The organism is Acinetobacter seifertii, assembly GCF_016064815.1.
GTDB classification, from domain to species: Bacteria; Pseudomonadota; Gammaproteobacteria; order Pseudomonadales; family Moraxellaceae; genus Acinetobacter; species Acinetobacter seifertii.
In genome coordinates this window covers 390,872-416,587 of record NZ_CP065820.1, presented here as the reverse complement: position 1 = coordinate 416,587, position 25,716 = coordinate 390,872, and the positions used below count along the sequence as shown (strand labels likewise).

Sequence of the window (25,716 nt, the reverse complement as noted above, 5' to 3'; positions counted from 1 at the left end):
TTTTTCTTTCCCTAGTGTTTAAGGCAACACAATCCCTGGAGATAATTTTTCTGGCAAACTTAAGCTTTCACTTTCAAGTGAAGCCATTGGCCAAGCGCAGTAGTCAGCAGCATAAAATGCACTTGCACGGTGGTTGCCTGAAGCTCCAACACCACCAAATGGTGCGGCACTTGAAGCACCTGTTAATGGCTTATTCCAGTTCACAATACCGGCACGTGCTTCAATGAGTAAGTCATCAAACAGTTCACGTTTTGGAGAAACCAAACCAACTGACAAGCCGAAACGTGTTGCATTAGCAATTTTCAATGCTTCATCAAAGCTGTCATAACGTTGAATGGTCGTAAGCGGGCCAAAATATTCTTCATCTGGAATACCCGCAACACCTGTTACATCAACAATACCTGGAGTCAGTAGCGAACTGTCTTCTTGTGGACGAGTCATTGCTAATAAACTTTTGGCACCGAGTTCAAGTAACTTTTGCTGAGCATTCATCATGTTTGTTGCAGCAACTGATGAAATTACACCACCCATAAATGGTTGTTGTTCATCATTCCAGCGACCCACTTTCAGGTTTTTAGCAACTTCAACGAAACGTTGAATAAATGCATCACCTTCTGCACCATTTTTTATCAAGATGCGGCGCGCACATGTACAACGCTGACCTGCCGAAACAAATGCAGATTGAATAGCCAGATTAACTACCGCATCGACATCAACAATTTCATCGATAATCAATGCATTATTGCCACCCATTTCAAGTGCAAGAATTTTCTCAGGCGCACCTGCCATTTGCTTATGCAAGTGATAACCAGTGTTTGCACTTCCGGTAAACAATAGGCCATCGATTTCATGTGAAGCAGCCAGCGCTTCACCAGTAGTACGACCACCTTGTACCAAGTTCATCACGCCATTTGGCAAACCAGCTTGTTGCCAGAGTTTTACAGTTTCTTCAGCAGTCCATGGTGTTAATTCACTTGGTTTAAATACAACTGTGTTGCCCGCAAGCAATGCAGGAACAATATGTCCATTTGGTAAATGGCCCGGGAAGTTATATGGACCAAAAACTGCAAGTACACCATGTGGACGGTGACGTAGGGATGCCACGCCATCTGCCATTTCAGTTGAGCTTTCGCCAGTCCGCTGGTGATAAGCACGAATCGAAATCGCAACTTTGCCAATCATAGATTGAACTTCAGTTAAGGTTTCCCAAAAAGGTTTGCTGGTTTCTTGGCTAATGACTTCTGCTAAATGTTTTTTATTTTCTTCAAGTAGAGCTGCAAACTTTTCTACAATCGCAACGCGCTCAGCAAGAGGTAAACGTGCCCATGCAGGAAATGCTGTACTTGCAGCTTGGCAAGCTTTCTCAACATCACTAGCCGTAGCTTCACCACCTGACCATACAGTTTGGTTATCAACTGGATTTGTTTTTACAAATGTTGTACCGCTGCCTTGTAACCAGACACCGTTTATAAATAAAGAGTTTGACATCAGGATACTTCCATAGGATTTAGTGATAACACACGAACAGCGTGGCCTTCTTGTACACCGAGTTTCTCAGCTTGTTCATGGGTTAAATTTAGAGTGCTATCTACGAGATCAAGCTTCATTAACATGGCTCGATAGTCGTGATAATTATCATTGGCAACAAGGTATTGTGTTTTCCCTACCGTTGCGTCATTTGTAATTTTGACAGTTAAAAATTGGCTTTCTTTTACTGCGCGCAACTCATCAATATTGGCTTCAATCGTTGGGCCTGCATCAAAAATATCGACATATCCTTGATAACGTAAACCTTCAGACTCAAGCACATGATAAGCAGGCAGAGTATGTGGATGCATTTTTCCAATTACTTCTTGCGCGTCTTTTGGCAAAAGATCTACATAAACTGGAAAACGTGGCATAAGTTCCGCAATAAAAACTTTTTGACCAATTCCACTTAAATAATCTGCTGTGGAGAAATCCATATTGAAGAAATGGTGCCCAATCGCATCCCAGAAAGGCGAACATCCATTTTCATCAGAGAAACCACGCATTTCAGCAATGAGTTTTTTCTCAAAATATTGCTTAAAAGCAGCAATAAACATAAAACGGATTTTTGATAAAAATTTACCGTTTTGATTCTCACGACGTTCTGGATCTAAAAATAATGTACAGAGTTCACTGCTTCCCGTTCTGTCATTACTTAAAAATAATGTCGGTAATGATTTGTAGACATTTAATGCTTTTGAAGCGTGTACTTGTGTTCCCACATGAAAGTTGTACCAAGGTTCGATTAAACCTACAGCAACCTCAATTGCACTCACCCCAATAACACGTTGAGCTTCTGTATCTTCAAGAACAAACAAATAACCTTGTTCGCTCTTATGAACATTACCATTTAAAGTATTGCGAGTACGTGAAATTCGAGCCGAAAGCGTATCCATATTTTGTGGCAAGGAAGTCAGGCCAACACCTGACTTACCTGCTAATTTATAAATATCTTCAAGGTCTCGAAACTCGGCATGACGGACAATCATCATGGCTAGCTTTCCTTTTTTTTATTTAGCCAACTTTGCCAAAGCTCTTTTTAAACGAGCAATCCCTTCATCAATATCCTGTTCAGGAATAATGAGAGATGGAGTAAAACGAACCACGTTTGGTCCAGCAATTAAAGCGAGTAATCCTTCTTCGCCTGCCCAAGTCGTAATGTCTTTTGCTTTACCAGCATATTCAGCTTTTAATACGCAACCAATCAATAATCCTTGACCACGAATTTCATCAAAAACTTGATATTCAGCATTTAAAGTATTTAATGCATCAAGGAAATATTGATGACGGTGTTTTACACCTTCAAGTACTTCTGGCGTATTAATAAACTCAAATACTGCGCCAGCAACAGCACTTGCTAATGGGTTACCACCATAAGTTGTACCATGTGTACCCACTGAAAAATGCGGAGCAAATTTATCAGTTGTTAACATTGCACCGACTGGGAAACCACCACCTAGTGCTTTTGCAGTGGTAAGAATATCCGGAGTAACACCTGAGTTCATGTAAGCATAAAGTGAACCTGTACGGCCTACACCAGTTTGTACTTCATCAAAAATAAGTAAGGCACCAAACTCATCACACAGTGCACGTAAACCTTTTAAAAATTCGATGTCAGCAGGAATAACGCCACCTTCACCTTGGATCGGCTCAACAATGACTGCACATGTTTGCTCATTAATCACCGCTTTTGCAGCTTCTAAATCATTAAAGGCAACATGGTTGATACCATTTGGAAGTGGTGCAAAATCTTGTGAATATTTAGGTTGACCACCTGCTGAAACGGTAAATAAAGTACGGCCATGGAACGCATTATTAAATGCCACAATGCCACTTTTACCTGCCACACCGCTATCGAGTCCAACTTTACGAGCAAGCTTTAAAGCTGCTTCATTCGCTTCTGCACCTGAGTTACAGAAGAATACTTTATCTGCAAATGTATTTTCGGTGAGTTGTTTAGCAAGGCGTAGAACTGGTTCATTGGTATAACCATTGCCGACATGCCAAAGTTTTGTTGCTTGTTCTGTTAATGCATTTACTGCCACTGGATGCGCATGACCTAATGCGTTTACTGCAATCCCGCCTGCAAAATCGATATATTCTTTATTTTCTTGATCCCAAATACGTGAACCTTCACCACGTACCGGAATGAAATTTGCCGGTGCAAAAACTGGAACCATCCAGTCATTAAAGTTGCTTCGAGTTACAGAAATTGGCTGTTCCATGCTTACCTCAGTATCTATTTAATTTATTTAATCTGTCTTACTGTCTTTTATTTAATTTATTTAGAAAAAGGGACTGAGAAAATAACTCTATAACATCCTTTATATTTACTCAGCCCACTTTTTCTAAAAGGTAATTTCCTCAGATTAGCCTGGGAAAATACCGCGTTCTTTACGAGCTTTTAAGATACGCTCACATGCCAAGATGTAAGCTGCTGTACGTAAAGTACAAGCATTGCTGTTTGCTGTATTCCAAACGTCATGCATAGCTTGAACCATCAACTTGTCTAAACGCTCGTTGATTTCTTCTTCGGTCCAGAAGTAGCTCGCCATGTCTTGAACCCATTCGAAGTAACTTACAGTTACACCGCCGGCGTTACATACCACGTCAGGAACCACAACAATGCCACGCTCAACTAAAATATCTTCAGCTTTAGGATAAGTCGGGCCGTTCGCGCCTTCTAAAATCAACTTAGCTTTAAGTTTTTCAGCACGTTCAACTGTGATTTGACCTTCTAAAGCAGCAGGAATAATGATGTCTACATCTGCAGTCCAGAAATCTTCATCAGCAATTGCTTGCGCGCCAGCGAAACCACCAATACCACCTTGGTTTGCATTTACGTGTTCACGTAATGCAACAAGATCAATACCGTCAGCATTGAAAATTGTGCCTGTGTGATCTTGAACGTGAGTGATTTTTGCTTTTGATTCAACAAACAAGAAAGCAGCTTCACTACCTACGTTACCAAAACCTTGAACAGCGATTTTCGCGCCTTCAATTGGTAAATTGATTTTTGCAGCTACTTCGCGACCTGTAACGAATACACCGCGACCAGTCGCTTTAACACGACCTAAAGAACCACCTAAGTGAACTGGCTTACCAGTTACAACACCAGTTACTGTATAACCTTGGCTTGTAGAGTAAGTATCCATCATCCAACCCATAATATTGGCATTTGTACCAACGTCTGGAGCCGGGATATCTTTTTGAGGCCCGATAATGTGACCGATTTCAGTCGTATAACGGCGAGTTAAACGTTCTAATTCGCGATTTGAAAGTTTACGTGGGTCAACACGGATACCACCTTTTGCACCGCCAAATGGCAAGTTCAAAACAGCAGTTTTAATTGTCATCCATGCAGATAACGCCATCACTTCATTTAAATCAACGTTTGGATGGTAACGTACACCACCTTTACCAGGACCACGAGACAAGTTGTGTTGTACACGGTAGCCTTCAAAGTGCTGAATAGAACCGTCATCCATTACGATTGGCACGTCAACAATAAGCGCACGCTTTGGACGTTTTAATGTATCGATAAACTCAGCTAAGTGGTCTAAGTACGGAGCAACACGGTCAATTTGTGCCAAGTAAGTTTGCCATGCATCGCTATGTTCGTTTACGTATGAAAGATCTGACATCTTTTTTCCTATCTACCTATACAGACTCAGATGTGATAAATCCGCAGTCTTTATTATTCAGCAACCAAAACCTTGCAATAACAATGTTTTGATTTATTTATAAAATCTTCAGCCCTTTTAAAGCTTTAGACCCTTTAAATTCCATCTTGTGATATCAAAAGTACGATTTACTTTTATATATCGATATCTTTTACAATCTTTCTTTTGCCTCATCTGCTGTTTATAAAAACGTCTTTATAAAAGCAAAAGTCCACCGCAACCAACTCAAACAAGCCGATTGGAAATAAGTACAAAAGAGGTGATACAACCGTTTGGGAGTTAAAAAGAACTCGGGTTCATAAACCGAAAAACCATAAGTCCATAAAATTATTTTTGACTAATCGATAGATCCCTCCATTAGTCTTTTTAAATAAAAATTGTTCATTAATACTGCAAGCTTTATATCGGTACTCAAGCAGATAATTGATGCTTTCATATAGACATAAAATCTTTAAGTAAATATAGCACACAGCAAGGTAATTTAGAACATTTTAAAATAAACAAGCAGAGAAAAAATAATCAATTTCTCGTCTTTTTTATAATAAAAAAGTAACCAATCTAAAAAACACCTTTGACCATGATCATTTTATTTTATGGAAATTAAAAAAATATTAAAATTAAAAATGATCAAAAAATTACCATTTAATAACAATAACTTAATTAACAAAAAATTTCAAAAAACACTCAAAAATTGCAGAAAATTTCATAATATTTTTTTAGTTTGATTTAATTTAAAACAAAAAATGAAATATAAAAGTTTCTTCAATATTAAATAACCATGTTAAACATATACTTATTTAAAAACTTATAATAATTAGCTATTAATAACATTCCGACAAATGGTTAATTTATGAATCATTATTTGATTTTTTTATTAAAATAAAAAAAACATTTTTAAAAAAAATATATAAAACATCAGAACCAAGCTCAATTTTTAGACATAAAAAAAGGTCCCTTGAGGGACCTTTCAACCAAACCAAGTTTAGTTCTGAGCAATCTCTTTCTTACGATAAAAGATAAAATAACTGAGATAGCATAAGACGATAAAAATTAAACAACAAACGAAACCAGCTTGCATTGATGGATCAAATACCATACTCACACAGGTAACAATACAGAATAACCCGCCTACAATTGGAGTAAGAGGGAAAAGTGGTGCAGCGAAACGTAAATCTTTTGCTGTTTTGCCGGCTTTATACCATTGTCTACGGAAGTTAAATTGTGAAACACAAATTGCGATCCACACCACCACCATTGTAAAAGCAGCAACACCTAGTAAATTTTTGAAAATTGTTTCTGGCGCAAACTGTTCTGAAAGTAATCCGGGAATAGCACCAAACATGGTCACAATAATGGCAACAATAGGTGTTCCAGATGGTGTGAGTTTAGCGAAAATTTTAGGTAATTGATTTTTTGCTGAAAGCGACCACATCATACGTGAAGCAGCAAACAAACCAGAGTTAGCTGCAGAAAGTAGAGCCGTAATAATTACGAAACGGATAATATCTTCTGCATACGGAATACCAATATAGTTAAATACCGTCACAAATGGACTACTGCTCACATCATTTGCATTAAGACCTGCAAGATGGAATGGTAGCAAAGAGCAAATAACAACAATTGTTCCTACAAAAAATATAAGCAAACGCCAAATTGCTGCATTAATTGCTTTAGGAACAGTCTTCGCTGGCTCTTCTGCTTCACCTGCAGCCACACCAATAAGCTCAGTTCCAGAGAAAGCAAAGTTTACTATCAGCATGGTTGTGAAAATTGGAAATAACCCGTGCGGAAACCAACCTTGAGCAGTCAAATTACTAAACAATGGCGCTGTTTCATGCCCGTGATAAGGAATAAAACCAAAAATCGCCAATAAACCTAAGGCAATAAAAACAATAATTGTTATAACTTTAATGAGAGCAAGCCAGAACTCAGATTCAGCAAATAGGCGTGTAGAACTAATATTAAGAAAAAAGACGAGACCACCAAAAAATAAAGTCCACGCCCAAACCGAAGTGCTTGGGAACCATTCCTTAACCAACAAAGCTGCGGCAGTGAATTCAGTTCCTAAAGTAGCAGTCCAAGTTAGCCAATATAACCAGGTGATCATATAACCTGTGCCCGGACCAATATAGCGTCGTGCGTATTCACCGAAAGAGCCCGACTCAGGCACATGAACCGCTAGCTCACCAAGACAGAGCATAACGGTGTAGGCAATCAAACCGCCCAAGAAATAAGAGATAATTGCGCCAATTGGGCCTGCTTGAGAAATTACGTCGCCAGACCCTAAAAAAAGACCTGTACCTATGGCACCGCCAAGGGAGATCATCACCAAATGTCGAGTACTCATTGCTCGTTTCAAAGGTGCAGAACTTCCATGTTGCGATGCATCATTATTCCGATAATTTAATGATTGCATATAAAAAACTGTAACGACAATTTAGTAAAAAATCATTTTAGGAGAAAAAAATAAATATGCAATTATCTTTGAATAGTGAAGCTATTTTAAGCAACCATTATCATTAAAAATAAAATAGACATAAAAAACAATACATTAATAAATATCAAAGCAAAGATTGTATTTTAATTAACCCCATACTATTTATTTAATTTATGTGTTAACAAAAACCATTAATTTTTAAATATAATAATTTTTCACTTAATTTATCATGACTATTTTTAGTTCTATCTTTATTTAAAAATTAGTCTCACTATTTATTTAAATAATGATTTTTAATTTTACATACAAATAAATTAATAAAAAAATATTTTTTGAGCAAAAAATAAAGCCCAAATTTGATGATTTGGGCTTTATTTAATCAGTAAATTAAATTAAAAACGGGTCAGTACAAATTGTTGCGATGGTTGAACTGAACCTTCAATGTAGTCACAAACACCTTGTTCATCACAATCTAAATTGAATTGCTTATAGCTCAATGCAAAAAAATCAGAATATTGTTTAATGACAAATGGACTCATATCCGAGCTTAATGCATCACCTTGTTTAAATAATTTAATAATTTTTCGGTCATTCATACCTAACAAATAAATTTCATTATTTAATTCAATGTGTGCAACTCCGGTCTGCTCTGCCACAATCGGAATCAGATACGATGTATTTGCGAACAACACATCTACAGCATAGCTTTCAAGTTTTAAATTAATTAAATTGAATACTAAGACTGTACCAGAGTGAGTCTGCAAGCCTTTGTTAGAGCTTACAACTTGCTGGCTGTACTGAATTTTAATTCCAAGTTTTTGGAAATCTTGCTCAGTCGCCTGCTTTGTTTTTACAAGACTACGTGTAATCGCTTGCTTGAGCGGGTTATCTAAATAACGCTCATCTAATTGAAAATCATTTTGACGTAAAATTTTCAATAACATACTGTCATGATAAGTCAACACATTGGCAAGTACATTACGGTAATAGAATTTACTTTGTTTTTTAATTTTACGAACGTGTTGATAGAAATATGTTTCATCAAATTCATGTTCAATAAAATCATGTAAAAGACTTGAACTAGCCAATACAGATAAAGCTTCATGTCCTGTAAAAGGCAAATGAACCGTATGTAAACTTGGCAACATTTCTTTTATTTTTAAGTAATGTTCACGATCGACGGCAAAGTAAGGGTCATAAACAATAATATATTCACGACTTGCATCTATATCTTGCTGCTGAATTTGCATGTCTTTATTTGCGACAGCATCAAAGAATTCAGCATAACGTCGGTCTTCAACTTGTTCAGGGTCAATTGAATATTGAGGTACAAAAGCAACGATTCGATTCATGTTTAAAAGATTCGAATATTTGATTGCTGCATAGCCACCCATTGAGCCGCCATAACCTACAATATTTTTAAAACGCTGAATAATAGGCAAAATGGCTTTAGCCATTTCAACCATACTGGCTTTTGGGAACCATGATTTTTGTTTTGGCATAATCCCAATAACATTGTATTGGTACTTTATTAGAGACTTTTCAGCATTGATAGATAAGCCACTCGCTCGGGTAATCAAATCGCCAAAAGAGAGAACTAATGTATTAGAATCGCCTTGTAAAAAAATGGCTCTAATGTGTTCGTCTTCAAAAATAATTTGCTTATCCATGCTCACACCGAAAGAAAATTTACTCCCACATATATCGTCAAAAATGAAACAAAATAGGTGTTTTGCCAATTTATGATTGCGGAGTATCTTATTTTATAGATGCCAGTCAGATTAAAAAGCGCAAAATATGACACAATCCTTACATCCTGCCGCTCAAAAAGGCTTCAGCTCCGCTGCGGAGCTTTATCAGCAAGTTAGACCGAATTATCCAGCAGAAATAGTCAGTTGGCTGCAAGAATGCCTCCAAATACATGAAAATTCTACTGTTATTGATCTTGGCTCAGGCACTGGCAAATTCTTACCCTACTTAAAACAAACCCATGCAGATATTCTTGCAGTAGAGCCAATTGGCGAGATGTTACAACAGCTTCAGCAAGCCTATACTGATATTAAAACTTTACAGGCATTTAGCCATGCTATTCCGCTAAACGATCAACAAATTGATGCGGTCATTTGCGCTCAATCTTTCCATTGGTTTGACAACATGGAAACACTGACTGAAATCCATCGAATATTAAAACCGCAAGGACATTTGGGACTCGTATGGAACCAGCGTGATGAACGTACGAACTGGGTAAAAGCCTTAGCAGATTTTTTGCTACCCCTTGAAGGTGATACACCGCGTTACCATAGTGAAAACTGGAAAAAGGTTTTTGAAAATCAAAATTTATTTAGTTTTGAAAGCTTAGAAACTTTTTCGCAATCACAGCATGGTACTGTCGAACAAGTGGTGAGTAAAAGATTACTCTCTACAAGTTTTATTGCAGCAATGACCGAAAAAGATCAATTACAGCTCAAAGCTCAGTTTGAAAAAATTGTTTATGATTTTACAGGGCTAGGCCCACAAGATCAGATTGATTTTCCATATGTCACATATGCATATCACTTTCAGAAAAGTACGTCGTCAAATCATAGAGAATAGGTTCGGTTGAAAGCTATGTTTAAAAAAACGCCTCATATCATCTTAATGTCTTTGCTCAGCTCTAGCCTATTATTGACTGCTTGTAAAAAAGCAGATGAGCCAGCAAAGACCGAACAACATCAGACAAATTCATCTACTGATCAGGTGATGGAAAAGCTCAATGAAAGACCTGTTAAAAAATTCGCGGCCACTGCTGACGATGCGCATGACATTGCATTATTAGAGGACTATGACCGTCGCTTTACTGAAATGAGCGATGAAATGGAAACTGAGCTAGAAAAAATGCATGCAGCAGGTACACTCACCACAGAGTTTGAACAGAAACGTACACTTGATAATGTTCGTTCAGCATTAACTATGTTAAAAGATCTCGACTTAAAAACTGAACAAGGTCGTTATATTCAAGGCTTGCTTTATCAGTATTGGGAAAACCAAGAAAAACATATCAATGATAAACAAGCCAATAAAGATGAACAGGTCAATCAACTGGCTGACTACTTACAAGCACAGAACCAGTTGAAATACTGGAAAGCTTCGCAGCAGCATTAATTTTATAGCGTGCAATAAAAAGCCTTCTGATTAAGAAGGCTTTTTAATTTATATATTTTGTTTTTCAACCCAGTGAATTGCTTGAACACGGAATAACTCACACGCACCATCACCTGTATCAGTTGAGGTTAAAGATGATCGCCAAACTAAATTTTTGTCTTTAATTTCGACCAATTCACCTTTGAGATAAACCAAGTCACCGCGTTTAACTTGTTTAATTTGTTGAGCAATCTCAGGGCTCGCAGGAATGATGTGCATATTAGACACCATTTGCATCGCTTGCTCAGCAGGTACTGGAAGCTTACTCATTTTCCAGTTCAAATAGCGGTCATACTGTTTAACTGAAATAGTACGAGCAATATCTGGTTGAGCAAACAGTCCCCAGCTTACCGCATAATCAATCGGTGAAAACTTAGCTTGTTCATCATTTTTATAAATTTTTGAACCTAAAATTCTAAAGTTGCCTTGAAATGGTTGTAACACAGAAATTGACTGATCTTTTTCAATCGGTAACAGACCATTTGCAATGTTATATTCACCAGAAGTAGAGGCCGTCGAAGCAAAAGCTGAGCTAATACATAAAGAGGCCAATAAGCCTATCATTACATGTTGTTTTTTCATCGCTTTATACCTCAAATATTGCTAGATCAAATACAGTAGATCTCTAATTTATGGTAGCGCTAAGCGATGAAAAAAATATCGGAATTTAGTAACAATACAGATCAATTTCGTCTATTTTTGTGCCTAATTAAATAGGTTGTTAATCTTCAAAATCAATTCGTAACGTTTCAAAACGAACCTTTCCTTCTTTTATTGCTTGAGCAATTGCCTGCTGCCCTTTGGTTAAACGCGCTCCCCCACTTTTTATATCAAGTAAAATAATCTGGATATCCTCGGCAGTCCCGTCCCCATCTCGAAAATCGGTATAGCCATCAAAAATAACGTAATCAACTGGATCACCCAAGAACTTGGCATCACTTGGTAAGTATCGAAACTCAGGTAAAATCGGCGCGAATTGTTCTGCCATTTTACCTTTTAATACGGCGCGGCTTGTATTCACACTTCTCTTTTGTGCTTGTGCTAATGCCTGTTGATGCTCAAGCTCTAACTCCGCAATATATTGCTCGTATTCGGCCTTAATTCGACCATTACGGGTATTTGATAAAATGAATGTAGTAATAATAATACCAATACCAGCACCTATAAGCATGGCTAGCCATACGGACATAAATTTTCCTTAACAAATACATATCATCGCGTTAGATGAGCAATCATATCTAAAATTACGGAGTAGCTTAAACTTTTGTCAAAGGTGGTCATCTACTTCGCATAAAAAGATGCTAAGGTATAAAACATAAACACATGTGCTGCTGAAAATAATTGGATTTATGAAAACGATACTTATTGCAAATCAAAAGGGCGGATGCGGAAAAACCATGACAGCCATTACGTTGGCAACAGCTTTGGCACAAAAAGGATATAAAGTAGCATTAGCAGATTCTGATAACCAAAAATCTTCTTTACAATGGTTGAAGCAACGTCCAGAAAATGTAGCTGCGATTCAAAGCCTAGATTGGCGTCATGAAAAATCGATTGGCGACGCGCCTAAAAATTTAGATTATTTAATTATTGATGCACCAGGCGCTCTTTCAGGAGATCACGCTGAACAATTGGTTAGCGAAGCTCATGCCATTATTACACCACTTCAGCCTTCGTTTTTTGATATCGATAGTACACGTCGTTTTCTCAAGCATTTGCAAGATATTAAGCGTATACGCAAAGGTAAGGTACAAATTTTACTGCTTGCAAATCGAGTTAAACCGAATAGCGCCAGTTCAAAAGACATTCAGCAATTTTTTGAAAAAATCGAACATGAACCAGTCGCTTGGATCGCAGAGCGTAGTGCTTATGGCAGCTTGGCAATGCAAGGTTTGAGTGTGTTTGATAAACCACAAAAAAACTTTATTACAATTCAAAGCCAGTGGCAGCCACTTTTAAATAAACTGATTGAAGATAAATCTGAGTGGTTCTAAAAAGAACTTTTTATTTTTGTTGAGCAGGAATGTGTACATTAGCATTTCTGCCTAAAATTTGCCTCAGGTCATTTTTCAGTTAATATGGCCTCATCCTATTTAAAAAATTAGAGAATTTTTGTTCGTGCATCAATACGCTCCTACTTTACAGCGCGTTTTATTGTTTGGGTTGTTTTTTATCCTGATGTTTTTAGGATTTAACATCCTGAAGTACTTTATTGTACCTGTAGTTTGGGCTGCGATTATTGCCTACATGACTTGGCCTATTTATTTAAGAATCCAGCGTTTTTTTGGTGAAAACCGCCATAATTTGAATGCCACATTGATGATTAGCTTAGTCATTTTAATTGTTGGCGTTCCACTCACATGCGCTATTTTTATTTTGCAGCACGAAGGCCGTAATCTTTATTTCGACTTGCAACGCCAAGTTTTTTCGGGCCATTTAAGCGTACCTGACTTCATTAAAAACTTACCTTTTGTCGGTAAAGAAATAAGCCGAACACTAAACGATATAAATACCGACCCCAATAGTACAATTCAAAGTATTGCAGCTTGGGTTCAAAGCCATTTAAGTTATGGTCGCGTATTACTCAATGAAATTAGTAAAAATATCGTCAAACTTGGTTTCGCAATTTTAACGCTTTTCTTCTTTTATCGTGATGGTCACACCATTTTAACTCAAGTAAGTAAAGCCTTAGAAATGGTGATCGGACCACGTATTCATCATTATCTAGATACAATTTCAGAAACAACTCGTGCTGTTGTCTACGGTGTGGGTTTAACTGCGATTGCTCAAGCTGTACTTGCTGGATTAAGTTATTTCGTAGCGGGTGTACCAAATCCAATGGTACTCACGATTGCAACATTCTTATTAGCACTCATTCCTTTTGGCACTCCTGTTTCCTATTTAGGCGTTGGCCTATGGTTGTTCTCTCAAGGGCAAACTATGGAAGCGATTGGCGTAGTTTTATGGGGTGTTCTTATTGTAAGTAGTTCGGACAATGTGATTCGCCCTCTTGTGATCTCTGGTGCAACCCAAATTCCGTTTTTACTCATTATGTTTGGTGTATTAGGTGGTATTGCGAGTTTTGGTTTAGTTGGTTTATTTATTGGGCCAGTTATTTTAGCCGTTCTATTAGCGATTTGGCGCGAATGGCTCCATGAAACCATTGATCCTGAACCAATGCCAAAAACCACTATGATTTATGATTCGGATGATGATTTACCACCATCTCAAAATTAGGCCAATGATTTAAAAATGTTTCAGGATACAAAGTGACTATTTAAATTAACTTGTAGGCTTAACGAGCCTTTGCTTGAATAAAAAAATCAGCTTTATATCTATAAGGACATCCAATAATGCCATTATTAAATAAAATGAGTGCAGTATGTGCACTGACAGCCTTATTAACAGTCGGTTGTAGCACAGTCAGCAAAACTGTTTCAGATACGACTCATGCATTAACCACAATGCACACCAAAAAAGTAGTCGATGTGAATGAAGTAACAGCCAATGGGATTGGTAAAAAAATCGGGACAATTAGCTTTCAAGAGAGTGATAAAGGCCTGATTATTACCCCTGCTTTAGCAGATTTACCAAGCGGTACTCGCGGTTTCCATATTCATGAAAATGCATCGTGCGACCCTGCTGTTAAAGATGGAAAACCAGGTGCCGCTTTAGCTGCGGGTAGCCACTATAACCCAAATCAAGCGCCACATCATGGTACGCCAACTACAGGACACTTGGGCGACTTACCAGCATTGGTTGTTGATAATAATGGTGTAGCTACCACCGCTGTTATTGCACCACGTTTAAAACTTGCTGACATTCAAGGCCGCGCCATCATGATCCATGCTGGCGGAGATAACTATTCAGATTCTCCTCTACCTTTAGGTGGTGGCGGAGCACGAATTGCCTGTGGTGTAATCCAATAACTTATTATTTTCATATTGTGGGTATCTAAAAAGATATCCACAATTTTGCTATTTTATTAAGCAGTTTAGTTCACTTAATTATTATAAAATCTTAAAAAATTAACTGACTTTTTTAGATAAAGCGCATAATATTTTTCAAGTAATAAAAAATTTAAATATCCCTAGTCACGCCCCCTATCATTTAGAAAAAAACCGTGAATTATTTGACTCAAATATTTAATCGTTTTAAAGCGAATTCAATTTTAATTTACTGTCTGCAAATTTTAATTGTACTTACAGGCACAACCTTAGGCTTACGCTGGTTAGGCGATAATGAGCTTATTGTTCCTGTGACTTTAGGTGCAATTGCTGCTGCACTCACCGATTTTGATGATCGCTTAAGTCTTCGTTTACGTAACCTGCTGTATGTGTGCTTACTCTTTTTTACTGTCAGCACTATTCTTGGTTTTTTAGCACCTTATAAACTTTTATTTATTTTATATCTTTCAATTTCAAGTGCTGGTTTCATCTTATTGGGAGCCTTAGGCCAGCGTTACGCCACCATTTCTTTTGGTACGATTTTACTCTCGATTTACAGCATGTTTGGTTTAGGAGAATATGCTCACTGGTACCAACAGCCTACTTATTTTGTCTATGGCGCACTGTGGTACGGCCTAACATCTATTTTATTTTTTCTCTTAAAACCAACACTTCCTTTACAAGATAAGCTTTCGCAAATTTTTGAAGAAATCTCTGCCTTACTTCAAGCTAAAGCCCGCTTGTTCGATCCAGACAATAAAGAAAATGTTGAACAGCTTTTATTTGAATTATCACTACAAAATACGCAAGTCGCGCAAAGTCTTAACCAAATACGTAGCTCCCTGCTTACTCGCCTTAAAGCATCACGAGTGAGTAATAAAAGTATTTACTGGTTAAACCTGTACTTTTTTGCTCGCGATATACATGAGCAGGCCACCTCTAACTATCTACACTATGAACATATTCATCAAAATTTTAGCCGTAGCGATCTTATTTTCCGTTTTCAAAAAAATCTACGTTTACAAGCTCAAGCTTGCCATGATTTAGCACAATGTATTTTGCATAACCAGCAATATCAGTCTTCTCAAGAAGGGCAAATTGTTTTAAACCATTTGGAAAGTTCATTAAAAGACTGGATACAACAGCACCCACAAAATTTTGAAGTTAAAAACTTAAAGCTGATTTTTAATAATTTAAAAGGCATGCATGAACAGTTTGAACAACTTCAATATGCTCAGCCGTTTAATGAAACGCTCAGTCAAAACAAGCAAGATCATCTCAATTTACTTGATGATGATATTCAAGATTTTTCTGACCTTGTTTTAAAAATTCGCCAGCAACTCACTCCACAATCGGCTCTGTTTAGACATGCAATACGAATTGCCGTTGTGTTTGCAGCAGGTTACGGCATTTCACTGCTACCTTTTGCCCAGCACGGTTACTGGATTTTGCTCACCAGTTTATTTGTTTGCCAGATTACTTACTTTGCAACGAAAAGCCGTTTAAAACTCAGAACAATTGGAACCTTACTTGGCGTTTTGTTGGGTATCCCTATTTTGTATTTTGTACCAAGTATTGAAGGTCAGCTCATTCTTACCATTATTTGTGGAGTTAGCTTTTTCTACTTACGCCAGAAGAAATACGCCTTGGCAACACTGATGGCAACCTTAATGGTATTGCTCATTTTCAACTTAAAAGGCGCAGGTTTCAGTATTATTTTACCTCGTCTAATCGACACATTATTAGGCTGCTTTATTGCTTGGCTTGCTGTTAATTTTATATGGCCAGACTGGAACTTCCGTAATATTCCAAACAATATTAAAAAAAGTAGCCAAGCCACATTGGATTATTTCAATGTAATTGTTGAGCAGTACCAGCATGGTAAAAATCAGGACATTGAATATCGCAGAATTCGCCGTGCTGCACATAACGCACAAATTGAGCTGTCGAATATGATTTCGAGCTTAAGTGCTGAGCCCAATCCCAAACCAGAGCTGATTCATTACGCCTTTCGCTATCTGGTTTATAGTCATAGCCAGTTGAGTTATGTCGCAGCATTAGGTAGCCAAAGACAAAAAATTGAGGATCAACAGGTATTACAGCTCTTACTGGATTGTCAGCAAATCCTTAACCAAAGTTTATTTGAACAAACTTCTGTTGATTTTAATTTTCTTGAGCAAACTTTGAAGCAAATTCAAAGTCTAACAACTCATGAGCACTTTTCAGAAAGCTACACTCTTGTTTTAAAACAAATGAGTTTACTATTAGAAACCTTGCCTGAATTATTAACCCTTAAAGGCAAACTTTTAGAACAAGAGATTAAATAAAATAAAAAATACCGGAATATATATTCCGGTATTTTTTTAATGTAAGTCTTGGGCAACTCTTTCCTGCATTTCCCGTTTTAAAGCTAAACGTGGCTGAATAAACCACAGCGCAATAAATGCAAAAGCAGATAAGACAAAAGCCCATAAATGAAATTGAGTATAGAGATAACGCACTAACTCAATCATTGCAAAAAAGCTCGTCATCAATAGCATTGAAACAGCGGCAGCCACAGTTCCTTTTGATACCTCAGATGACATCAGTGCAAAACGGTACAACACTGAAAAGCTAATTCCTTCACCAAAGCAAATGAGTGTCATACCCGTAAGCAAACAAGGAATTAAATAGGTTTGCCAGACAACGCCTAATATTAAAATCAGTGTACCAGTGAGCATAATCGGTAAACCAATTAGGACTGTTTTACCTAAAGCCAAACGGTCAATAATTTTAATTAAAACGATGTTACCAACAATTAAGCCTAGAAATACCGGAAATTGAGCTAAACCATATTGCACACTGGTTAGCTTGAGTTCATCAACCAAAATAATGGGTGATAACGCAATCCAAAGCATAAGCGGCATACCTACAAGCGGTAGCGCGAGTGTTAAACCAAGGAATTGCCGATTGCTAAACACTTTTTTAAAGTCATCAAAAAGATAGCTAAAAGGTTGTTTAGTTACACTCACCTTCTGACTAGGCATTTGTTTCTTTAAGCCAAACCAACTTAGCAGTGCAAGTAAAGCAATTGCCACAAAGCCCCAGTGCCAAGACACATAATCAATTAAAAATGCGCCAAGTACAGGTCCGAGCAAGGGTGCAAGCAATGAGATATTTGCCATAAGCGCCATGACTTTAATAGCATCACGCTCGGCAAAATTTTCTTGAATCGCTGCATAGCCCACTGCTGAAATTACACTTAGACCAATACCTTGTAAAAAACGTAATGTCAGAAAGTGTTCAATTTGTCTTGTTAATAAAATTAAAAAACAACATAAGGCAAAAAATAAAACACCGGCCAAAAGTACTTTCTTACGACCTAATCGATCTGATAAAGGCCCAAGTAACCATGCAACAGATGCACCACCTAATAAATAAAATGACATTGAAGATGGTGCCCAAGTTGCACTCACACCAAAATCTTCAGTAATTGCCAACATGGCTGGCTGAATCAGGTCATTACCAATATAAACCGCAAATTCAAATAGCACTAAAGCTAAAGGAAACATCAACGTTGTACGGTTCAACGCTGTCGTTTGAATATTATTCATGAGTTGTACACTTCAAAATAGCGGCCAAAATGTCTCAGCAACTACATATTGAAATAAATAATGTAGTCATCACGATGACAGTATGGTCAGTCAATCTTTAATTAAATTTTTATATGCCGTGAGAGTGCATGTTTAGAATGTGAAACACCGTATTCACAAGGTGTCTAAGACAAGAAAAAATGTATGACGTGAGATTCGGTAATTTTTACCATTTGGCTTAATTTCCGGATGACACAATATCACTTTTTATATTGATCAGCAATCGGACAGTTTCATCCATTTAAAATTCTATATTTTGCTTAGCATCAACTCATTTTTATATTGTGAATAACCTTGAAGTTATCCACATATATCCTAAAGATTCAGCCTTAAGGACAAGGATTGACTTGGAAATCTGTTGTTTCCTGCCCTTGTTTACATTGATAACTTTGTTTTTTATTTACGATTTTCCAAATGGTCTGATCACGCTTTAATAAATATTCGGTACGTGTTTTTGATATAGCATCTTCGCTAGGCACAGTTTGTAAAATAGTTACTTGTGCATTAGAAGCATCATCCAAAGCATTCATTTGTTGTGAAATACTTAAATTACTCGCATTATTTAAAAGGTTTGGTTGATCAATCAAAACTGCTTGTATCGGACTATTGGCTTGGGGTGTAGGCGGGTTTGTATTCGGTGTACATGCGCTCAGAATCAACAAATTACACACCATGAGTAAACCAATTTTTTTCATACTCAACTCCACCACAACTTCACGTTGATGCTAAAGGCTATAGATAAATTTTTCCATTCAACTTTGTAAAGTGTTTATGTTTAGAGTGAAAAATTTAATAATTTTTTAATGCATAATTCATGATTTTTAATCAATAATCTTTTTCCGATTACTGCATTTTTCTCTAAGAGTAAGTTCACTAAAGTATGCATCAATTTAGGAATTTAACTAGAGTAACTTTCATGAGCAATATTTTAGTGATTAATGGTGGCAAACATTTTGCCCATTCAAATGGTGAATTAAATGACACACTCACGGCATTGGCAACTGACCATCTCACTGAACTAGGCCATGATGTTCAAGTGACCCGTACAGATAGCGACTACAATGCAGAAGCCGAAGTAGAAAAATTCTTATGGGCCGATGTTGTGATTTACCAGATGCCTGGTTGGTGGATGGGTGCACCGTGGACAGTAAAAAAATATATTGATGATGTATTTACGACAGGTCACGGCTCACTATATGCAAATGACGGTCGTAGCCGCTCTGATGCTTCAAAAAAATATGGTTCAGGTGGCTTAATTCATGACAAGAAATATATGCTATCACTCACTTGGAATGCACCTATGGAAGCATTTGATGATGCTGATCAGTTCTTCCACGGTGTGGGCGTAGATGGTGTTTATTTACCGTTTCATAAAGCCAATCAATTTTTAGGTATGAGCACGCTTCCAACTTTCATTGTAAACGACGTAATTAAAATGCCTGAAGTTGATCGTTACGTTGAAGAATATAAAGCACACTTAAACACTGTATTTGCAGCAGCTTAATCAGGAGAAAACCATGCTTACCATTATTGCAGAAATTCGTACTCAATCAGGTGGACAGCATCGCCAAAACGTATTGGATGCTTTTCAAAAAATCATTCCAACTGTTTTAGCAGAAGATGGTTGCCATGGTTATGAACCTTTAATTGATCACAAATCAAATGCAAGTTTCCAGACTCAAGAGCCTGACACGATTGTTATGCTAGAAAAATGGGAAAGTGTGGCTCATCTTGAAGCTCATTTAGCTACACCTCATATGCAAGCGCATCATGCAGCCGTTAAAGACGATGTCGTTGATGTCAAAATTAGAATTTTAGAAAGCGGCGTATAATTTAACCCATAAAAAAAGACGATATATTTATCGTCTTTTTTATTTTTAAGAACAAAGTTGGGTTTGGAAACCTTTAGAACCCTTCCCTCGCGCACATTGGTAGCTTGTTTGCTTATTTTGCAATTGCCACTTTTCATCGACCAATTTAAATGAATATTCTGTTCGAATTGCTGAAACAGAATCATCCATTAAACCAGTTTGTATAACGATAATACGGGAAACTGTTGGAGACTCTACTCGGTTAAATACTTGCTGAATTGAGGTATTGTTATGCTCTTTTACAATCTCAGGTTGGGCTTTAAGTACTTGTTGCATCGGAGTTTCCGAACCCACAAAAGGAATCAATTTACTGGTCGTCGCACACCCAGTGAAAAGTCCAACACAAAGTGCTGAAATTAAAAATAAACGTTGCATTCTTATCACCAAAAACAAAAGCCATAGCTTTATGATGCTATGGCTTTGTCGGTTACTCTGTAGAAACTATGTAGTCCTACAAAATAGATCTAATTTAAAGATCAAATAATTTACCTGGGTTCATCAAACCATTCGGATCAAATACTTTTTTCAAAGCTTTCATATATTCAATTTCTTCAGGAGAACGCGAATATTCCAAATATGGCTTTTTCGTCATACCTACGCCATGCTCGGCAGAGATTGAACCATCGTATTTTTTCACGGTATCAAATACATATTTATTCACAACCTGACACTTCGCAAAGAACTCATCTTTGGTTAAGTTTTCAGGTTTTAAAATATTTAAGTGTAAGTTACCGTCACCAATATGACCGAACCAGCAAATTTCAAAGTCAGGATAGTTCTCTTGAACAATCGCATCAATTTCACGAATAAATGCAGGTACGTGAGTAATTAATACAGAAATATCATTTTTGTATGGAATAAACGGTGCAATTGATTCAGAAATATCTTCGCGTAAACGCCATAAACTCTCTACTTGGTCAAGGCTTTGGCTCATCACGCCATCAAGTACCCAGCCCTGCTCCATACAGTGCTCGAAAATTTCCATTGCTTTGTCGATAATCGGCTCGTATGGTGCTTCAAACTCAAGCAATACATAGAACGGACATTCGGTTTCAAATGGACGTTGTACATGACCATTGTTTAAAACTTTTTGCATTGCAAGTTCACCAAAGAACTCAAATGCTGTTAAGTCGATATCTTTTTGGAACGCATGTAATACAGGCATTACTGCATCAAAATCAGGAACACCTAAAACTAAAACTTGTAAGTTTTGTGGTTGACGCTCAAGTTTAATTTCTGCTTCGGTGACTAAACCTAATGTGCCTTCACCACCGATAAACAAATGCTGTAATGCATAACCAGTTGCATTTTTAACCATGCCTTTGTTTAAACGTAAAATATCGCCTTTACCAGTAACTACAGTTAAACCAAGCACCCAGTTACGTGTCATGCCATATTTAATGACTTTAATACCGCCAGCATTGGTAGCAATATTACCGCCAATCTGACTAGAACCTGCTGATGCAAAGTCAACCGGATAATACATACCTTGTTCTTCTGCATAATTCTGCAATTGCTCAGTCACAACACCAGCTTGAACACGCACCATACGGTCTGCCGGGAAGAACTCAAGAATCTGGTTCATTTTGTCCATACTAATGACAATTTCACCATTGGTTGCTACTGCGCCAGCAGAGAGACCAGTACGGCCACCAGATGGCGTAATCGCGACATTAAACTGGTTCGCAAGTTTTACAACTGCCTGAACTTGTTCAGTCGTTGATGGAAAAACGATGACCGATGGGTTCGGATTAAAATGCTTGGTATGATCTTTACCCCAGTTTTCGAGACTATCAGCATCGGTTTTAATACGGTTTTCACCGACGATTGCTGTTAATTGGGTGAGTAACTCAGGTGTTAAAGCGACTGGAGCATTCATCGTTTGCAGACCTAGCAAGAAGTAAACTGTGGTGGGACTATGACCTCATATTCTCAAGGTTTTCACCTGAGCAAAGCCATAATGTTCAAGGAACTTCTATATTCTACATGTAACCGCACAAGCGATAAAGTTCATAATAGAGATACTGTCACTACAAAACATGTTTAAAACCCATAAATGTGTTTTTATAAGGCTCTAAAGGAAAACCTAAGCCCTCAAGAATACCAAGCATATTTCATCGCGCTCGGCAAGCCATAAACAGAAGTGATTAGACATAGATAAAATTGCCATAAGGCGATGGTATAAACGAAATATCTATAGCGCTGCCCAGTATGTTATTATACCGCCACCAAATTTGGCCTTTGTAGCGGAGCCGTAATGAGCCAACATCTTTCACTACCTAAAGATAAAATCCGTTTCCTTTTGTTAGAAGGCGTTCACCAAAACGCAGTCGATACTTTAAACGCTGCGGGTTACACCAATATTGACTATCGTAAAACTGCTCTTGAAGGCGAAGCGCTTAAAGAAGCAATTAAAGATGCTCACTTTATTGGTATTCGTTCGCGTACCCAATTGACTGAAGAAGTTTTCGAAGCTGCAAATAAATTGATCGCAGTAGGTTGTTTCTGTATCGGAACAAACCAAGTTGATCTTAAAGCAGCAATGGCACGTGGTATTCCTGTATTCAACGCACCGTATTCAAATACGCGTTCGGTAGCAGAGCTTGTACTTGCTGAAACAATTCTTCTTCTTCGCCGTGTTCCTGAAAAGTCAGCGGCTTGTCATCGTGGTGGTTGGGACAAATCTGCTGTGGGTTCTTTTGAAACTCGTGGCAAAACTTTAGGTATTGTGGGTTATGGTTCCATCGGTTCTCAACTTTCAGTTCTTGCTGAAAGCATGGGTATGCATGTTATTTATTATGATGCAGTCACTAAGTTACCAATGGGTAATGCTCGCCAAGTTGGTTCTTTAGATGAACTTTTAGCAACTGCTGACGTTGTGACTTTGCATGTACCAGATGTTCCGTCTACACGTAACTTCTTTACTAAAGAACAATTTGCAAAAATGAAAGAAGGCGCAATCTTCTTAAATGCTGCACGTGGTACATGTGTAGTCATCGAAGATTTAGCTGATGCAATCAAATCTGGTCACCTTGCTGGTGCAGCGGTTGACGTATTCCCTAAAGAACCAAAAGCAAATGGCGAAGAATTCCAGTCTCCACTTCGTGGTTTAGACAACGTGATCTTGACTCCTCATGTTGGTGGTTCAACGATGGAAGCTCAAGCAAACATCGGTTTAGAAGTAGCAGAGAAATTCGTTGCTTACTCTGACAAGGGTATGACACTTTCTGCGGTAAACTTCCCAGAAATCGCATTGCCATTAACGGCGGGTCAACACCGTTTACTACACATCCATAAAAACGTACCGGGCGTATTGTCTAAAATCAACAACTTGTTTGCTGAACAAGGCATCAACATTTCTGGTCAGTCTCTTATGACTAAAGGTGACATTGGTTACCTCATTATGGATGTTGACGCTTCTGCATCTCAAGAAGCTTTAGATACATTACACGAAGTTGAAGGCACCATTCGCGTACGCGTATTGTTCTAATTCGAACTGTAAATTTAAAAGCCACAGCATTGTCTGTGGCTTTTTTATGGGTATTTACATTATCATGTGAAAAGTATACCAATTGATCAAATAATAAAATGTCCAGTCCAAGCCAGAAATCCCAGCTCCATGCTTTGGGCTTCCTTATTCTTGCTATGTTGAGCGTCCAAAGTAGCGCATCGTTAGCTAAAGTTTTATTTCAGAGCTTTCCCGTTTTAACAGTGTCTGCAATGCGTTTATGTATTGGAGCGTGTATTCTGGCTTTTATTTTTAAAATCTGGCGAATTAATTTTAGTCAGGTTCGATGGAAAGCGATTTTGGCTTATGGCTTTGCTCTTGCAGGCATGAATGCTCTTTTCTATTTATCTCTTGAACGTTTGCCGATCGGTATTGCAGTTGCATTTGAATTTATTGGCCCATTAAGCGTGGCTTTATATCACGCGCGCCAAAAATATGATTTTGTATGGGTCACTTTCGCAATTCTTGGGCTCATTTTATTATTTCCTTTTAATCAAGCTCATAGCTTGGATTGGATCGGCGTTTTATTTGCAATGAGTGCAGGCGCATGTTGGGCGCTCTATATTATTGCAGGACAAAAACCTTCCGGTATTTCAGGTAATCACACTGTGTGTTTAGGAATGACAGTGGGTGCATGCATCTTATTACCCATTACCTTTTTTTCAAGCTCGATTGGTCAAGTGATAGAACTGCCTTATCTATTTTATTTTATTGGTTTAGCAATCTTAGCCAGTGCACTTCCCTTTTCCTTAGAAATGCTTGCATTACGCAATTTGACACCCTTAAGTTTCGGAACACTGATGAGCTTAGAACCCGCAGTCGCAGCATTGTCTGGTTTCATCTTCTTAGGTGAGTATTTGTTATGGAATCAATGGCTAGCTCTCGCAACCATTATTATCGCTTCTGTTGGCTGCACCATAACCACCCAAAAAGCCCGTCAGGAACGCGAAAAAATCGCAGTTTAGTTGATTAAGAACTGCCAGCTAAAATGCAATGTTGGCTATAATTGATCGCTATTAATTTTAAGTATCAAATGAAGCACTAAGGTATTTCCATGCAAAATCTTCCATTTATTGCTGTGCTATATATGATTTTGTCGATGGTTTCATATCAAATCAGCGCTTCATTTGCCAAGCAACTTATTGCAGCTTTAGATCCTCTGACGGTTACTATTTTAAGATTAAGTTTTGCGACTATTATTGTTGCAATCATGTTCCGTTCGTGGAAAATCTGGTCTCGTTTACCCTATTTAAAATGGCGTGATTTATTAATGTATTGCGCATCTTTAGGGCTAATGAATATTTTATTTTATACTTCTTTAGGAAAACTACCTCAGGGGATCGCGGTAGGCTTAGAATTTATTGGACCATTAGGTCTTGCTCTACTTTCGATTAAGCGAAAGAGTGACTACATTTGGGTAGCATTTGCTATGTTAGGCATTGCGCTCATGGTGCCATGGCAAGACTCAACACAGCATCACTTTTCCTATGTTGGGGCTGCTTGTGCACTGGGTGCAGGTCTATGTTGGGCCTTCTATATTTATTTTGGTCAAAAGGTCGTGACCCAAAATATAGGAATGCATGCCTTAACAATTGCGATCGCTATATCTGCGCTCGCCTTATTACCAATTGGTATTTGGTATAATGGCCCAGCATTACTTGAAACACAGTATTGGGGTAAAGCCTTACTTATTGCGGTTTTAGCGACTGCTATTCCATATGCACTAGACTTAATGGCTCTCAAACAACTTAATAAATTAACTTACGGTACCCTAACAAGTTTGGCACCCGCATTAGCAGCATTAACGGGCTTCTTATTACTTCGTGAAGAAATCAGTATGCTGCAATGGGTGGCTTTAGCTTGCGTAATGCTCGCTTCAATTGGGGTTACTCTAAGAAGTACTAAAACAGCATCATAGATATAATCCTACT

Annotated in this window: 23 protein-coding genes; 11 read left to right on the top strand and 12 right to left on the bottom strand. The window is 37.8% G+C overall.

Annotated features, from left to right (window positions below; translation table 11 throughout):
• Nucleotides 1-18 precede the first annotated feature (18 nt).
• From astD to I8T81_RS01950, 6 genes are all read right to left on the bottom strand, one after another.
• Nucleotides 19-1,488 carry a succinylglutamate-semialdehyde dehydrogenase gene (gene astD, locus I8T81_RS01975; RefSeq protein ID WP_191028821.1) on the bottom strand — a complete coding sequence of 490 codons (1,470 nt, stop codon included), beginning with the start codon at nucleotides 1,486-1,488 and terminating at the stop codon, nucleotides 19-21.
• A complete protein-coding gene (astA, locus tag I8T81_RS01970) occupies nucleotides 1,488-2,519 on the bottom strand; it encodes an arginine N-succinyltransferase (protein WP_004705286.1) in 1,032 nt (343 codons plus the stop codon). The genes astD and astA overlap by 1 nt, the downstream gene beginning before the upstream one ends.
• An 18-nt stretch (nucleotides 2,520-2,537) precedes the next feature.
• Nucleotides 2,538-3,752 (bottom strand): aspartate aminotransferase family protein, encoded by a 1,215-nt coding sequence (locus tag I8T81_RS01965; RefSeq protein ID WP_191016427.1) that lies wholly within the window; start codon nucleotides 3,750-3,752, stop codon nucleotides 2,538-2,540.
• A gap of 144 nt (nucleotides 3,753-3,896) precedes the next feature.
• Nucleotides 3,897-5,171: a Glu/Leu/Phe/Val family dehydrogenase gene (locus I8T81_RS01960; protein ID WP_049063596.1), complete on the bottom strand. Its 1,275-nt coding sequence runs from the start codon at nucleotides 5,169-5,171 to the stop codon at nucleotides 3,897-3,899.
• Nucleotides 5,172-6,192: 1,021 nt separating this feature from the next.
• The gene (locus I8T81_RS01955; RefSeq protein WP_151792878.1) at nucleotides 6,193-7,626 is read right to left on the bottom strand and encodes an amino acid permease; all 1,434 of its coding nucleotides are present in this window, start codon (nucleotides 7,624-7,626) and stop codon (nucleotides 6,193-6,195) included.
• A gap of 413 nt (nucleotides 7,627-8,039) precedes the next feature.
• Nucleotides 8,040-9,317: a hypothetical protein gene (locus I8T81_RS01950; protein ID WP_198072014.1), complete on the bottom strand. Its 1,278-nt coding sequence runs from the start codon at nucleotides 9,315-9,317 to the stop codon at nucleotides 8,040-8,042.
• Between the two features lie 127 nt (nucleotides 9,318-9,444).
• On the opposite strand from I8T81_RS01950, the gene I8T81_RS01945 reads away from it, so the two are divergent.
• Nucleotides 9,445-10,239, top strand: coding sequence for a class I SAM-dependent methyltransferase (locus tag I8T81_RS01945; RefSeq protein ID WP_198072013.1), 795 nt, complete (start codon nucleotides 9,445-9,447; stop codon nucleotides 10,237-10,239).
• Between the two features lie 15 nt (nucleotides 10,240-10,254).
• Entirely contained in the window at nucleotides 10,255-10,788 is a 534-nt protein-coding gene (locus tag I8T81_RS01940) for a hypothetical protein (RefSeq protein ID WP_004705274.1), read from the top strand.
• 48 nt (nucleotides 10,789-10,836) lie between these two features.
• On the opposite strand, the gene I8T81_RS01935 is transcribed toward I8T81_RS01940, so the two are convergent.
• Both I8T81_RS01935 and I8T81_RS01930 read right to left on the bottom strand, forming a co-directional pair.
• Nucleotides 10,837-11,409, bottom strand: a complete 573-nt coding sequence (locus tag I8T81_RS01935) for a hypothetical protein (protein ID WP_019457834.1) — start codon at nucleotides 11,407-11,409, stop codon at nucleotides 10,837-10,839.
• Nucleotides 11,410-11,548: 139 nt separating this feature from the next.
• Nucleotides 11,549-12,016 (bottom strand): Holliday junction resolvase-like protein, encoded by a 468-nt coding sequence (locus tag I8T81_RS01930; protein WP_198072012.1) that lies wholly within the window; start codon nucleotides 12,014-12,016, stop codon nucleotides 11,549-11,551.
• A 160-nt stretch (nucleotides 12,017-12,176) separates the two neighbouring features.
• Between I8T81_RS01930 and I8T81_RS01925 the strand changes: the two genes are divergently transcribed.
• The 4 genes from I8T81_RS01925 to yccS all read left to right on the top strand — a co-directional run bounded on the left by I8T81_RS01925 (nucleotide 12,177) and on the right by yccS (nucleotide 17,101).
• Entirely contained in the window at nucleotides 12,177-12,821 is a 645-nt protein-coding gene (locus I8T81_RS01925) for a ParA family protein (RefSeq protein ID WP_198072011.1), read from the top strand.
• 124 nt (nucleotides 12,822-12,945) lie between these two features.
• Nucleotides 12,946-14,064, top strand: a complete 1,119-nt coding sequence (locus tag I8T81_RS01920) for an AI-2E family transporter (RefSeq protein ID WP_039250553.1) — start codon at nucleotides 12,946-12,948, stop codon at nucleotides 14,062-14,064.
• Nucleotides 14,065-14,180: 116 nt separating this feature from the next.
• Entirely contained in the window at nucleotides 14,181-14,756 is a 576-nt protein-coding gene (gene sodC, locus I8T81_RS01915; protein ID WP_198072010.1) for a superoxide dismutase family protein, read from the top strand.
• Nucleotides 14,757-14,950: 194 nt separating this feature from the next.
• Nucleotides 14,951-17,101 (top strand): YccS family putative transporter, encoded by a 2,151-nt coding sequence (gene yccS / locus I8T81_RS01910; protein WP_198072009.1) that lies wholly within the window; start codon nucleotides 14,951-14,953, stop codon nucleotides 17,099-17,101.
• Between the two features lie 36 nt (nucleotides 17,102-17,137).
• On the opposite strand, the gene craA is transcribed toward yccS, so the two are convergent.
• Together craA and I8T81_RS01900 are read right to left on the bottom strand one after the other, a co-directional pair.
• Nucleotides 17,138-18,367 (bottom strand): chloramphenicol efflux MFS transporter CraA, encoded by a 1,230-nt coding sequence (gene craA, locus I8T81_RS01905; RefSeq protein WP_049066350.1) that lies wholly within the window; start codon nucleotides 18,365-18,367, stop codon nucleotides 17,138-17,140.
• A gap of 368 nt (nucleotides 18,368-18,735) precedes the next feature.
• Nucleotides 18,736-19,101, bottom strand: coding sequence for a hypothetical protein (locus I8T81_RS01900; protein WP_039250545.1), 366 nt, complete (start codon nucleotides 19,099-19,101; stop codon nucleotides 18,736-18,738).
• Nucleotides 19,102-19,322: 221 nt separating this feature from the next.
• Between I8T81_RS01900 and I8T81_RS01895 the strand changes: the two genes are divergently transcribed.
• Nucleotides 19,323-19,910 (top strand): NAD(P)H-dependent oxidoreductase, encoded by a 588-nt coding sequence (locus tag I8T81_RS01895; RefSeq protein ID WP_198072008.1) that lies wholly within the window; start codon nucleotides 19,323-19,325, stop codon nucleotides 19,908-19,910.
• Between the two features lie 13 nt (nucleotides 19,911-19,923).
• A complete protein-coding gene (locus I8T81_RS01890) occupies nucleotides 19,924-20,238 on the top strand; it encodes a putative quinol monooxygenase (protein WP_019457841.1) in 315 nt (104 codons plus the stop codon).
• A 45-nt stretch (nucleotides 20,239-20,283) separates the two neighbouring features.
• Here the strand turns inward: I8T81_RS01890 and I8T81_RS01885 are convergent, their stop codons facing one another.
• Together I8T81_RS01885 and I8T81_RS01880 are read right to left on the bottom strand one after the other, a co-directional pair.
• Nucleotides 20,284-20,652, bottom strand: a complete 369-nt coding sequence (locus I8T81_RS01885; protein WP_100191765.1) for a hypothetical protein — start codon at nucleotides 20,650-20,652, stop codon at nucleotides 20,284-20,286.
• A 94-nt stretch (nucleotides 20,653-20,746) separates the two neighbouring features.
• Complete coding sequence (locus I8T81_RS01880) at nucleotides 20,747-22,156, bottom strand: FAD-binding oxidoreductase (protein WP_198072007.1); 1,410 nt, start codon at nucleotides 22,154-22,156, stop codon at nucleotides 20,747-20,749.
• A gap of 378 nt (nucleotides 22,157-22,534) precedes the next feature.
• Between I8T81_RS01880 and serA the strand changes: the two genes are divergently transcribed.
• The 3 genes from serA to I8T81_RS01865 all read left to right on the top strand — a co-directional run bounded on the left by serA (nucleotide 22,535) and on the right by I8T81_RS01865 (nucleotide 25,703).
• Nucleotides 22,535-23,767 (top strand): phosphoglycerate dehydrogenase, encoded by a 1,233-nt coding sequence (serA, locus tag I8T81_RS01875; protein ID WP_002051786.1) that lies wholly within the window; start codon nucleotides 22,535-22,537, stop codon nucleotides 23,765-23,767.
• Nucleotides 23,768-23,865: 98 nt separating this feature from the next.
• Nucleotides 23,866-24,750, top strand: coding sequence for an EamA family transporter (locus I8T81_RS01870; RefSeq protein WP_198072006.1), 885 nt, complete (start codon nucleotides 23,866-23,868; stop codon nucleotides 24,748-24,750).
• Between the two features lie 89 nt (nucleotides 24,751-24,839).
• A complete protein-coding gene (locus tag I8T81_RS01865) occupies nucleotides 24,840-25,703 on the top strand; it encodes an EamA family transporter (protein ID WP_198072005.1) in 864 nt (287 codons plus the stop codon).
• Nucleotides 25,704-25,716 lie beyond the last annotated feature (13 nt).